Here is a 12049-nt window from a genome sequence, read left to right on the forward strand (position 1 = left end):
CACTCACTTCCCGCGTGCCGCCCGACGACGACGGCGGGCCTGGGCGGCGCGGTCCTCGGCGTCGCCCAGCTCCTGCTCGACGGCGGCGAGGTCCGCGCGGGCCGCGTCCGCGGCGGTCCGGGCCTCGTCGAGCGTACGGTGCGCCGCGTCGCGCTCCTCGGTCAGCCGTGTGATCTCGTCGTCCAGGCGGGCCGCCTCGTCCTGCGCGTCGTCTGCGGCGGCCTCGGCCGTGCGGAGGCGGTCGGCGACGTCGTCGCGGCGCTCCTCCAGGCGGTCCACCTGCGCGGAGGTCTCCTCGACGGCCCGTTCGGCGGCGTCGGCGGTGTCCTCCGGCTGTTCCTGCCCGGGCGGCTGTTCCTGTTCCGGCTGTTCTTGCTCCGGCTGTTCCTTCGCCGGCTTCGCCGGCGCTTCCGACGTCGCCGCGGGCCGCAGCGCCACGAGGTCAGCCTCCTCGCCGAGCTCGTCCACGATGCCGAACCCGGCGTGCTGCAGCCCGCGGGCCAGGCGGCCGGCCCGCACGGCCGCGCCGGCGTCGGCGTCCATGACCGCGGCGGTCAGCGTCTCGGTGAGGCGGTCCAGGACGGCGGCCGACACCGGCCGCCCGTCGACCTCTCCGGCCTGCCGCACCGCGCCGACCAGGGCCTCGGTGCGTTCCTTGCGCAGGTGGTCCAGCGCCCGGATGCGGGCGCGGTCCCGGTCCTGCGTCGCGGCCCGCAGCTCGTCGCCGACGGCGGTCAGCGCCGCGACGTCGTCGGGCCGCTCGCGGACCACGTGGTTGATCACCCAGGCCGCGACCGACGGCTTGGGCAGGCGCTTGATCCGCTGCGCGCCGACGGCGTCACCGGCGTCGGCGGCCAGGCGGGCGGCGGCGTCGCGGGCGGCGACGAAACCGTCGAGCGGCTGGGTGTAGAGGGCATCGACGGCGGCGTCGACGGCTGCGTCGAGGGGTTCCGGCGGCGCTGTCACGGTCTCACCGTGGCACGGGCGCCGTCGTTCCGCCCGGTATTCGTCCTGGGAGCGAGACCGGGCTACGCGGGCGCGCCGCCCCCGGCGCGCCGGTCCTTGTCGGCGCGGCCGGTCCAGTGGCCCACCCAGATCGCGCCGAGCAGGGCCAGCACGCCGATGAGCACGGGCGCGGCGGCCAGCGGCGCGATCGCCGCGACTGCCGAGACGAGCAGCGGCCCGCCGGTGTTGCCGATGTCGCCGCAGAGCCGCCAGCCGCCGAGGAACTGGGCGCGGCCCTCCTCGGGCGCGACGTCGGCGCCGAGCGTCATCACGATGCCCGACCCGAGCCCGTTGCCCAGCGCGATGAGCGCCATCACCGCGCCGACGGTGAGCGCGGAGTCGGCCAGGGGGAGCAGCAGGCAGCCGACGCCGACGGCCACGACCACCGGGACGGCCACCACCCGCCGGCCCTTGGTGTCCAGCAGCCAGCCGCCGGGCAGGGTGAGCAGGATGTCGATGGTGGCCGCGACCGCGAACAGCAGCGAGACCACCGCGGCGGAGATGTGCACGTGGTCGGCCCACAGGGGCAGCAGGCCGGTGCGCACGGACCGCGACGCGCCGATGATGATCACGGCCACACCGAGGGTGAGCAGGGTGCGGCGGTGCTCCCACAGCACCGAGCGCACGGGGAGCGGCACCGTGCCCCGGCGCACCCGGCCGAAGTCGGGCATGCGGAGCACGATCAGCGCCGAGGCGACCGACGCGCAGGCCGCGAGCAGGAAGACCGAGCGCACCCCGAACAGGTGGATCAGCAGCGCGCCCAGCAGCGGGCCGATCAGGATGCCCAGGCGCATCGACCCGCCCAGCAGCGCCATCCCGCGCGCCCGGTGGCTGAGCGGCACCGCGTCGATCAGGAACCCTTGCCGTGCCAGCAGGAACGCCGTCCAGCTCATACCGCTCACGAACACGCAGACGCACAGCAGCCAGACCGAGGGCACCAGGAACGCGACGATCATCGCCACGGCGTCGACCAGGCCGGCGATCACCAGGGTGCGGCGCTCGCCGAGCCGCGCCACGAGCGCGCCCGAGGGCAGCGAGTTGGCGAGCTGCCCGATCCCCAGCAGGGCGACGACGAACGCCGCCATCGCCGTGGCCGCGCCCAGGTTGCCGGCGTGGATCGCCAGGACGGGCATCACCGCGCCGTGGCCGATCGAGCTCACGACGGAGGGCAGGTAGGCGACGACGGCGATGTCACGAAAGCGGAAGTCCCGGTCGTCCCCGGAACCATCCGAACCGGGACTGCCTGAACCGGGACCGCCTGAACCGCCGCCGCTCGTCACATCGCCATCGTGCCAGATAGTTACCTTCGGCAACGACCTGGTCCGCAGTGTGGGCTTGTCTACCCCAGCACGGTCACTCCAGCACAGCGCCCTTCGACGCCGACTGCACCAGCTTCGTGTACTTGGCCAGCACGCCCCGCTGGTAGGAGTGCGGCAGGGGCGCCCAGCCCGTCGTCCGCGACTCGAGCTCGGCCGGGTCGACCAGCAGGTCGAGCGTCTTGTTCGCGACGTCGAGGCGGATGCGGTCGCCGTCGCGCACGAAGGCGATGGGTCCGGCGTCGACGGCCTCGGGCGCGATGTGCCCCACGCACAGGCCGGTGGTGCCGCCGGAGAACCGGCCGTCGGTGATGAGCAGCACGTCCTTGCCGAGGCCCGCGCCCTTGATGGCGCCGGTGATGGCGAGCATCTCGCGCATGCCCGGCCCGCCCTTGGGCCCCTCGTAGCGGATGACGACGACGTCGCCGGCCTGGATCGTGCCGTCCTCCAGGGCGTCGAGCGCACCACGCTCGCGCTCGAACACGCGGGCAGTGCCCTCGAAGACGTCGGAGTCGAAGCCGGCCGACTTCACGACGGCGCCACCCGGCGCCAGCGACCCGTTCAGGATCGTGATGCCGCCGGTGCGGTGGATCGGGTTGTCCATGGCGCGCAGGATCTTGCCGTCCGGGTCGGGCGGCGCGATGTCGGCGAGGTTCTCGGCCATGGTGCGGCCGGTGACGGTCAGGGCGTCGCCGTGCAGCAGCCCGGCGTCGAGCAGCGCCTTCATCACCACGGGCACGCCGCCGATGCGGTCGACGTCGTTCATCACGTACTGCCCGAACGGCTTGAGGTCGCCCAGGTGCGGCACGCGGTCGGCCACGCGGGAGAAGTCGTCGAGGGTGAGCTCCACCTCGGCCTCGTGCGCGATGGCGAGCAGGTGCAGCACCGCGTTGGTGGACCCGCCGAACGCCATGACGACGGCGATCGCGTTCTCGAACGCCTCCTTGGTCAGGATGTCGCGCGCCGTGATGCCCTTGCGCAGCAGGTTCACCACGGCCTCGCCGGACCGGTGCGCCCACGTGTCACGACGGCGGTCTGCCGCGGGCGGGGCTGCCGAACCGGGCAGCGACATGCCGAGCGCCTCGGCGGCCGACGCCATCGTGTTGGCCGTGTACATGCCGCCGCACGCGCCCTCGCCGGGGCAGATCGCGCGCTCGATGCGGTCGACGTCCTCCTGGCTCATCAGCCCGCGGGAGCACGCGCCGACCGCCTCGAAGGCGTCGATGATCGTGACCTGCTTCTCGGTGCCGTCGGTCAGCTTGACCCAGCCGGGCATGATCGAGCCGGCGTAGAGGAACACGCTGGACAGGTCCAGGCGGGCGGCCGCCATCAGCATGCCGGGCAGCGACTTGTCGCAGCCGGCCAGGAGCACCGAGCCGTCGAGCCGCTCGGCCTGCATCACGGTCTCCACGGAGTCGGCGATGACCTCGCGGGACACGAGCGAGAAGTGCATGCCCTCGTGGCCCATGGAGATCCCGTCCGAGACGGAGATGGTGCCGAACTCCAGCGGGTAGCCGCCCGCGGCGTGCACCCCCTCCTTGGAGGCCTTGGCCAGGCGGTCCAGCGACAGGTTGCAGGGCGTGATCTCGTTCCAGGAGCTCGCGACGCCGATCTGCGGCTTGGCGAAGTCGTCGTCGCCCAGCCCGACGGCGCGGAGCATGCCGCGCGACGCGGTGGCCTCGAGGCCGTCCGTCACCTGACGGGAGCGGGGCTTGACGTCGACCGGGGGGTTCTCGTCAGTGGTCATCCTGCATTGTGCCTCGCGGGGACCGGCCTCGCGCGAGCCAGTCCGAGAGCCGCCGCGTGAACCAGGCCGCGTGCTGGAGCGGCAGCCCGTGCCCGGCGCCCGGGACCACCTCGAGCTCCGACGACGGCAGCCGGCGGTGCAGCTCGCGCATCCCGCGCACGAGGGCGCGCGGTTCGGCGGCGCCGGCCAGCAGCAGCGCCTCGCCGGGAAACCGCGCCCACGTCTCGGGGATGCGGAATGCCGCGTTGGCCGACGTCATCGCGACCAGGTCCGCCGCCGAGAGCGACCGGGCGGTGCGGAGGTAGTCGTCGAACATCGCGTCGTCGACGTACAGGGCCTTCGCCTGGAGGCGCGCGAACCAGCGCTGCCCGCCGAGCGGAGCCGCCGCGCGGACCAGTCCTGCGCTCAGGAAGGGCAACGGCATCGGTTCGGTCAACGCACTGACGACGACGGCGCGCGCGACCAGGTCGGGGTGCGCGGCGGCGAGCGAGAGGGCGAGCTGGGCGCCGAACGAGAAGCCGACCACGGTGGTTCCGGGGACGCCGGCTGTCCCAGCGGGAACCGGCGCGACCTCGCGGAGCAGGCCCGCGAGGTCCGCGACGATCTCGCCCGGGGAGCCGAACGGCACCCCGGCGCTGTGGTCGTGGCCGGGCAGGTCCGGCGTGATCACGCGGTACCGCTCGCGCAGGGCGGGCACCTGGTCGCGCCACATCCAGGCGCCCGTTCCGCCGCCGTGCAGCAGCAGCACCACGGGGGCATCGCTCGGTCCGGACTCCGTCCACCACAGTGCCGTCACGCGGCGAGCGTACCGGGGCCGCGCAGCGGGGCCCTTGCGCCCAGGTCGGTCCAGCAGGCGCCGTTCCACCCGAGGGTCGTTCGGTGCTATACATCTGATGTTTCGCCGACGACGTCGCCGGCGATGTCGCCCGCTCGTCGAAGAGGACACCGCATGCAGACCACCATGCCGACCACCGAGGTGCGCGCCACCGGGGTCCGGCTCACCACGCTCGGCCTGGGCGCCGCCCCCGCCGGCAACCTGTACCGCGCGACCACGGACGACGAGGCGCACGCCACGTTCCAGGCCGCGTGGGACGCCGGCATCCGGTACTTCGACACCGCGCCCCACTACGGCCTCGGCCTGTCCGAGCGCCGCCTCGGCGCGTACCTGCGCACCCGGCCCCGCGACGAGCTCGTGATCTCCACCAAGGTCGGACGACTGCTGGTCGACTCGCCCGAGACCGCCGACCGGCGGGACCCCGAGATGTTCGACGTGCCCGCCGCCGCACGCCGGGTCTGGGACTTCTCCCGCGACGGCGTGCTCGCCTCCGTCGAGGCCAGCCTGGAGCGCACCGGACTGGACCGGATCGACGTCGCCTACCTGCACGACCCCGACGAGCACTGGGCGCAGGCGGCCCACGAGGCCCTGCCCGCGCTCGTCGAGCTGCGCGACCAGGGCGTGGTCGGCGCGATCGGCGCGGGCATGAACCAGTCCGCCATGCTGACCCGGTTCGTGCGCGAGACCGACGTCGACGTCGTCATGTGCGCCGGACGGTTCACGCTCCTGGAGCAGCCCGCGCTGGCCGACCTGCTGCCCGCCGCGGCCGAGCGTGGCGTCGCCGTCGTCGCGGCCGCCGTCTACAACTCGGGGCTGCTGGCGCAGGACCGGCCGCCGTCGGACGCGACCTACGACTACGCGCCCGTCGCCGCCGGCCCGCTGGAACGCGCCCGCCGGATCGCCGCGGTGTGCGAGGACCACGGCGTCACCCTGCCGCAGGCGGCGCTCGCCTACGTGCGTACCCACCCGGCAGTGGTGAGCACCGTCGTGGGGCTCGGCGCGCCCGAGCACGCGGTGCAGGCCGCGGAGCGGGCCGCCGTCGCGGTGCCGGGGGAGCTGTGGCAGGCGCTCGCGGACGCCGGGCTGCTCGCGCCGGAGGCGGTGCCGACGTCGGGCTGAGGCGCCGACGTCGGGCTGACGGTGCCGACGTCGGGCTGCCGCACGCCAAACGTCCGATCTATCTCCTCCCTCATGGGCTGAATGAGGCAAATTCGCAGGGAATCTGCCGTAGGGCCTTGAGATGCATCTGATGTCTGCGGTTGAATGCCAGAAGTTGAACGTCAGACGTTGGATGCCTGAGGTTGGATCTGTGTCGCACGTACGCAAGGGAGCTCACGTGACGGACGGCCCCGCACTTCTCCGTGCCACGGGGATCAGCAAGTCCTTCCCCGGGGTCCGCGCGCTCGACGACGTCCACCTCGACCTGCGGCCCGGCGAGGTGCTCGCGCTGGTGGGCGAGAACGGGGCGGGCAAGTCGACGCTCCTCAAGCTGCTCTCCGGCATCTACCGGCCCGACGCCGGGACCATGGAGCTCGACGGCGCGCCGATGAGCCCCGCCGGGCCGCGCCAGGCCAACGAGCTCGGCATCAGCGTGATCCACCAGGAGTTCCACCTGATGCCCGACCTGACGGTCGCGCAGAACATCTTCATCGGCCGCGAGCCCCGGCGCGCGGGCCTGATCCGCGACGACGAGCTGGAGCGGCGCGCCGCCGCGCTGTTCGAGCGGCTCGGCATCCCGCTGGACCCGCGCCAGCCCGTGTCCCACCTGAGCGTCGCGGGCCAGCAGATGGTCGAGATCGCCAAGGCGCTGTCGTTCGACGCGCGGGTGCTGATCATGGACGAGCCGACGGCGGCGCTCACTGAGACCGAGGTGGCGACGCTCTTCCGGATCGTGCGCGACTTCGTCTCGCCGCGCACCGGCGTCATCTACGTCTCGCACCGGATGGAGGAGATCAAGGAGATCTCCGACCGGATCACGGTGCTGCGGGACGGCCGGTACGTGGACACGCTGCCGACGGCGACCACCGAGACGCGGGAGGTCATCGCCGCGATGGTGGGGCGGCAGCTCGAGACGGGGGTGCGGCCGGGGCCGCCGGATCCCGGGGCTTCCGACGGCGGCTCGGGACGCGACGGCTCAGGACATGACACCGTGCTCGCCGTCCGCGGGCTCAGCACCCGCGCGCTGCTCAAGGACGTGTCCTTCGAGCTGCGCCGCGGCGAGATCCTGGGCTTCGCGGGCCTGATGGGCGCCGGCCGCACCGAGGTGGCGCGGGCGATCATCGGGGCGGACCGGTCGACCGGCGTCGTCGAGGTGAACGGCCGGCCGGTCACCGTCCGCAGCCCCGCCGACGCCGTCCGCCACGGGATCGGCTACCTCTCGGAAGACCGGAAGCGCTACGGCCTGCTGCTCGACCAGGACGTGGTGCGCAACGTGATGCTGTCCTCGCTGCCGGGGCTGACGCGCGGCGGGTTCGTGCGCGACGCCGACGGGCGCCACGTCGCCAAGGAGATGGTGGACCGGCTCTCGATCCGGACGCCGTCGGTCGCCCAGCGCACCAAGAACCTGTCGGGCGGCAACCAGCAGAAGGTGGTGCTGGCCAAGTGGCTGGTGCGGGACTGCGACGTGCTGATCGTCGACGAGCCGACGCGCGGCATCGACGTCGGCGCCAAGGACGAGATCTACACGCTGCTCACGGCGCTGGCCGCGCAGGGCAAGTCGATCATCGTCATCTCGTCGGAGCTGCCGGAGGTGCTGCGGCTGGCCGACCGGATCGTCGTCATGTGCGAGGGCCGGGTCACCGGGACGCTCGCCAACGCCGACGCCGACCAGCACCAGATCATGGAGCTCGCGACGCGGTTCGGTGCGGACCGCTCGCTCGTCACGACCGGAGACCCGGAATGACTGGAGACGCACGATGACGACGTCAGGCACAACCACGGCCCCGCGACGCACCATCTCGTTCGGGAACCGGCAGCAGCTCCAGCAGCTCCTCGCCTTCGGCGGGCTGGTGGTCATCTTCGTGTTCTTCTCGGTGGCCAGCCCGTACTTCCTGGACTGGGCCAACGTGAAGGGCATCCTGCTGGCCACGGCCGTCACCGGGATCATGGCGCTGGGAGCCACGCTCGTCATCGCGACGGGCGGCATCGACCTGTCCGTGGGCACCGGCATGACGCTGTGCTCGGTGATGACCGGCGTCTTCCTGGCCAACCTCGGCCTGCCGCTCGTGGTCGGGGTGCTGGGCGGGCTCGCGATCGGGGCGCTGATCGGCCTGCTCAACGGCCTGAACGTCGCCTACCTGCGGCTGCCGCCGTTCATCGCGACCCTCGCGATGATGATGGTGGCGCAGGGGCTCTCGCTGGTCATCTCGGGCACCAAGCCCATCTACTTCAGCGACGTCGCCGGGTTCGGCCAGCTCGCCGGCGGCGAGCTGCTGCCGGGGCTGCCCAACGCCGTCCTGATCTTCTTCGTGGCCGCCGTGCTCGCGGGCGTGACGCTGAGCAAGACGCTCACCGGGCGCTACGCGCTGTCCATCGGCTCCAACGAGGAGGCCACCGCGATCTCCGGTGTCGACGTGCGGCGCTGGAAGGTGGTCATCTACGTCGTCGCCGGGCTGTTCACCGGCCTGGCCGGCGTCGTCATGGCGTCCCGGCTCAACTCCGCGCAGCCCGGGCTCGGGCTCGGGTACGAGCTGGAGGCCATCGCCGCCGTCGTCATCGGCGGCACCTCGCTGCGCGGCGGCAAGGCGACGATCCTCGGCACCGTGATCGGCGCGCTGATCATGGCGACGCTGACCAACGGCCTGCGGATCATGTCGATCCCACAGGAGTGGCAGAAGGTCGCCGTCGGGATCGTGATCGTGCTCGCCGTGTACGCCGACATGCTGCGGCGCGGCAAGGAAGCCTGACCGACCGACCGACCGACCACAGTTCTCACCGACCACAGTTCTCACCGACCATCGAAGGAGCTGGACCCGGATGAACAGCAGCACACCACGCAGGCGCCTGGTGGCGCTCGCCGCCACCGCCTCCGTGACCGCCCTCGTCCTCGCCCTCGGGGCGTGCTCCTCGGGCTCGGGCGGCGCGGCCCCCGGGACGGGCGACAAGCCGTACGTCGCCCTGGTCTCCAAGGGCTTCCAGCACCAGTTCTGGCAGGCGGTCAAGCAGGGCGCCGACGACGCCGCGGCCGAGCTCGACGTCGAGGTCACCTTCGAGGGACCCGAGACGGAGACGGAGGTCGAGAAGCAGCTCACCATGCTGCAGACGGCCCTGGACAAGAGCCCGGACGCGATCGGCTACGCGGCGCTGGACTCCGAGGCGTCGATCCCGATGATGACGGACGCGCAGTCGCGCGGGATCCCGGTCATCGCGTTCGACTCGGGCGTCGACTCGGACGTGCCGGTGACCACGGTGTCCACCGACAACCTCGCGGCGTCGGCCGAGGCGGCCAAGCACATGGCCGAGCTGGTGGGCAGCGGCAAGATCGCGATCGTCGGGCACGACCAGACGTCGCAGACCGGGCAGCAGCGCGTCGAGGGGTTCACGCAGTACATCGCGGAGAACGCGCCGGACATCGAGATCGTCGACACGCAGTACGCCGCGGGCGACCAGCTCAAGTCCGCCGACGCCGCCAAGGCGATCATGCAGGCGCACCCCGACCTCAAGGGCATCTACGGCACGAACGAGGGGTCGGCGATCGGCGTCGTCAAGGCCGTGCAGGAGTCCGGCCGGGCTGGTGAGCTGACCGTGATCGGCTTCGACTCGGGCAAGGCACAGACCGACGCGATCCGCGACGGCCTGATGGCCGGGGCGATCACGCAGGACCCGATCAAGATGGGCTACGAGACGGTGAAGGCCGCCGTCGCCGCGATCGACGGCGAGGAGGTCGAGCCCGTCATCGACTCCGGCTTCTACTGGTACGACGAGACCAACATCGACGACGAGGAGATCGCCGCGGTCCTGTACGAGTAGGTGCTGTACGAGTAGCTCAGGCGTCGTCGTCCAGGTTCTCCGGCTTCGGCAGCCAGTCCTCGACGCCCAGGAGGTGGGCCGCCATCCGGATCCGGGCCGCCTCGGGGTCACGCGCGGCGAGCGCGCGCCAGATGGCCTCGTGCTCGCCGTGCGTGCGCGCCTCGATACCTTCGGCGTGCAGCACACGCCACAGGCGCGCCCGCAGGGTGCGGCCCGCGAACGACTCGATGAGCGCCTCCAGCACGGGGTTGCCGCTGTGCGCGGCGATCACGCGGTGGAACGCGATGTCGACCTCGATGAACCGGTCGTGGTCCACCTCCGTGCCGACCCGCACCTCGGCGACCTGGTCCAGGACGGCGCGGGCCTCGGCCAGCGCCTCGTCGGTCATGCGCGTGGCCGCCAGCCCCGCGGCCTCGGTCTCCAGCACGCGGCGCACGCTGTGGAACGCGGGCATGGCGCCCTCGTCCTGCAGGTCGAGCACGAGCGCCATGGGGGACAGCAGCCGGCCGGGGTCGAGGCTGGTCACGTAGGTGCCGTCGCCCTGCCGGGTGTGCAGCACGCCGAGGATGGACAGCGCCCGGACCCCCTCGCGCAGCGAGCCGCGGGAGACCTGGAGCTCGTCGGCCAGGTCCTTCTCGACGGGCAGGCGGTCGCCGGGGCGGAGCCTGCCGTCGAGGATCATCCTGCGGATGCCGTCGACGACCTCGTCAGTGCGGGACATGCTCGGAAGTATCGCGCACAGGAGCATCGCCCACCGAAGTGCGGCCGGCCCAGTACGTCCCCTGCGGGAACCGGAACCGGTCGATCGACTCCTCGTACATCTGCGTGGAGTACCCCGGCAGCGCCGGCAGCACGTACGCCGTGCCCGCGCCCCGGTCGGCGACGACGCACGGGTCGGTGAAGTGCTCGTGCAGGTGGTCCACGTACTCGGTCACGCGGCCGGTCAGGTCGCCGCCGATCGCCACGTAGTCCAGCACGGAGACGTGCTGCACCATCTCGCACAGGCCGACGCCGCCCGCGTGCGGGCACACCGGCACGCCGAACTTGGCGGCGAGCAGCAGCACGGCGACGATCTCGTTGATGCTGGCCAGCCGCCCGGTGTCGAGCTGGCAGTAGTCGATCGCCTCGGCCTGCATGAGCTGCTTGAACATCACCCGGTTGTGGCAGTGCTCGCCCGTGGCGACGCCGATCGGCGCGACGGCGCGGCGCACCGCGGCGTGCCCCAGGATGTCGTCGGGCGAGGTGGGCTCCTCGATCCACAGCGGGTCGAACGGCGCCAGGGCGCGCATCCACTCGATGGCCTGCGGCACGTCCCACACCTGGTTGGCGTCGATCATCAGGTTCCGGTCGGGGCCCAGCACCTCGCGCGCGATGGTCAGCCGGCGCACGTCCTCGGCCAGGTTCGCGCCGACCTTGAGCTTGACGTGCTGGTACCCGGCGTCGACGGCCTCCTGGCACAGCCGCCGCAGCTTGTCGTCGCTGTAGCCGAGCCAGCCGGCCGACGTCGTGTACACGGGGTAGCCGGTGCGCTCCAGGTGGTCCAGGCGCTCCTGCCGGGTGCCCGCGCGCTCCCGCAGGATCGCCAGGGCCTCCTCGCGGGTCAGGGCGTCCGAGAGGTAGTGCAGGTCGGCGACGTCGACCAGCTCCTCCGGCGTCATGTCCACCAGCAGCCGCCACAGCGGCTTGCCCGCGCGGCGGGCCACCAGGTCCCAGACCGCGTTGAGCACGGCGGCCAGCGACAGGTGCACCACGCCCTTCTCCGGCCCGAGCCAGCGGAGCTGGCTGTCGGCGGTCAGGTCCCGGTAGAGCGCGCCCATGTCCGCGGCGATCTCGTCGACGTCGCGGCCGACGAGCGCGGCGGCCTGCTGGCGCGCGGCCTCGGCCACGATGTCGTTGCCGCGCCCGATCGTGAACGTCAGGCCGTATCCGCCCAGCGGGGCGCCCGATCCGGCCGGGTCAGCGCCGGGGTCCGTCGCGTCGGTCTCCAGCACGACGTACGCCGCCGAGTAGTCGGCGTCCTTGTTCATCGCGTCGGAACCGTCGGCGGTGACCGACGTCGGGAACCGCACGTCCTCGACGCGCACTCCGGTGATCGTGGCCATGCCGCTCCCTCGCAAACATCCGATGAAATGCCTGCAATCTACGGACGAGTGTGCTGCCAGGTCAAGGCGCTGACCG

At 72.5% G+C, this 12049-nt stretch carries 10 protein-coding genes; 4 read left to right on the forward strand and 6 right to left on the reverse strand.

From position 1 onward, the window contains the following. Positions 1–3: 3 nt before the first annotated feature. The 4 genes from H291_RS0107545 to H291_RS0107560 all read right to left on the reverse strand — a co-directional run bounded on the left by H291_RS0107545 (position 4) and on the right by H291_RS0107560 (position 4864). Positions 4–966 carry a hypothetical protein gene (locus H291_RS0107545; RefSeq protein WP_020014373.1) on the reverse strand — a complete coding sequence of 321 codons (963 nt, stop codon included), beginning with the start codon at positions 964–966 and terminating at the stop codon, positions 4–6. A gap of 62 nt (positions 967–1028) precedes the next feature. Next, the gene (locus tag H291_RS0107550) at positions 1029–2165 is read right to left on the reverse strand and encodes an MFS transporter (RefSeq protein ID WP_232216004.1); all 1137 of its coding nucleotides are present in this window, start codon (positions 2163–2165) and stop codon (positions 1029–1031) included. 193 nt (positions 2166–2358) lie between these two features. Further along, positions 2359–4068, reverse strand: a complete 1710-nt coding sequence (gene ilvD, locus H291_RS0107555; RefSeq protein ID WP_020014375.1) for a dihydroxy-acid dehydratase — start codon at positions 4066–4068, stop codon at positions 2359–2361. Then, on the reverse strand, positions 4058–4864 hold the full coding sequence (locus H291_RS0107560; RefSeq protein ID WP_198012425.1) for an alpha/beta fold hydrolase: 807 nt from the start codon (positions 4862–4864) through the stop codon (positions 4058–4060). The genes ilvD and H291_RS0107560 overlap by 11 nt, the downstream gene beginning before the upstream one ends. Positions 4865–5017: 153 nt before the next feature. Between H291_RS0107560 and H291_RS0107565 the strand changes: the two genes are divergently transcribed. From H291_RS0107565 to H291_RS0107580, 4 genes are all read left to right on the forward strand, one after another. Further along, the gene (locus H291_RS0107565; RefSeq protein WP_020014377.1) at positions 5018–6022 is read left to right on the forward strand and encodes an aldo/keto reductase; all 1005 of its coding nucleotides are present in this window, start codon (positions 5018–5020) and stop codon (positions 6020–6022) included. Positions 6023–6239: 217 nt separating this feature from the next. After that, entirely contained in the window at positions 6240–7805 is a 1566-nt protein-coding gene (locus tag H291_RS0107570) for a sugar ABC transporter ATP-binding protein (RefSeq protein WP_020014378.1), read from the forward strand. A gap of 13 nt (positions 7806–7818) precedes the next feature. Beyond that, positions 7819–8808 carry an ABC transporter permease gene (locus tag H291_RS0107575; protein ID WP_020014379.1) on the forward strand — a complete coding sequence of 330 codons (990 nt, stop codon included), beginning with the start codon at positions 7819–7821 and terminating at the stop codon, positions 8806–8808. Between the two features lie 70 nt (positions 8809–8878). After that, positions 8879–9871 (forward strand): ABC transporter substrate-binding protein, encoded by a 993-nt coding sequence (locus H291_RS0107580; RefSeq protein WP_051109392.1) that lies wholly within the window; start codon positions 8879–8881, stop codon positions 9869–9871. Between the two features lie 16 nt (positions 9872–9887). Here the strand turns inward: H291_RS0107580 and H291_RS0107585 are convergent, their stop codons facing one another. Both H291_RS0107585 and H291_RS0107590 read right to left on the reverse strand, forming a co-directional pair. Continuing rightward, a complete protein-coding gene (locus H291_RS0107585; protein WP_020014381.1) occupies positions 9888–10592 on the reverse strand; it encodes a FadR/GntR family transcriptional regulator in 705 nt (234 codons plus the stop codon). After that, entirely contained in the window at positions 10579–11973 is a 1395-nt protein-coding gene (locus H291_RS0107590) for an enolase C-terminal domain-like protein (RefSeq protein ID WP_020014382.1), read from the reverse strand. The genes H291_RS0107585 and H291_RS0107590 overlap by 14 nt, the downstream gene beginning before the upstream one ends. Positions 11974–12049 lie beyond the last annotated feature (76 nt).

The sequence above is a fragment of the Promicromonospora sukumoe 327MFSha3.1 genome, assembly GCF_000385135.1.
Lineage (GTDB): Bacteria > Actinomycetota > Actinomycetes > Actinomycetales > Cellulomonadaceae > Promicromonospora > Promicromonospora sukumoe_B.

Coding starts and splice junctions, on each gene's coding strand:
- ilvD (WP_020014375.1), bottom strand. CDS start 4,068: ATGACCACTGACGAGAACCCCCCGGTCGACGTCAAGCCCCGCTCCCGT.
- H291_RS0107565 (WP_020014377.1), top strand. CDS start 5,018: ATGCAGACCACCATGCCGACCACCGAGGTGCGCGCCACCGGGGTCCGG.
- H291_RS0107575 (WP_020014379.1), top strand. CDS start 7,819: ATGACGACGTCAGGCACAACCACGGCCCCGCGACGCACCATCTCGTTC.
- H291_RS0107580 (WP_051109392.1), top strand. CDS start 8,879: ATGAACAGCAGCACACCACGCAGGCGCCTGGTGGCGCTCGCCGCCACC.
- H291_RS0107585 (WP_020014381.1), bottom strand. CDS start 10,592: ATGTCCCGCACTGACGAGGTCGTCGACGGCATCCGCAGGATGATCCTC.
- H291_RS0107590 (WP_020014382.1), bottom strand. CDS start 11,973: ATGGCCACGATCACCGGAGTGCGCGTCGAGGACGTGCGGTTCCCGACG.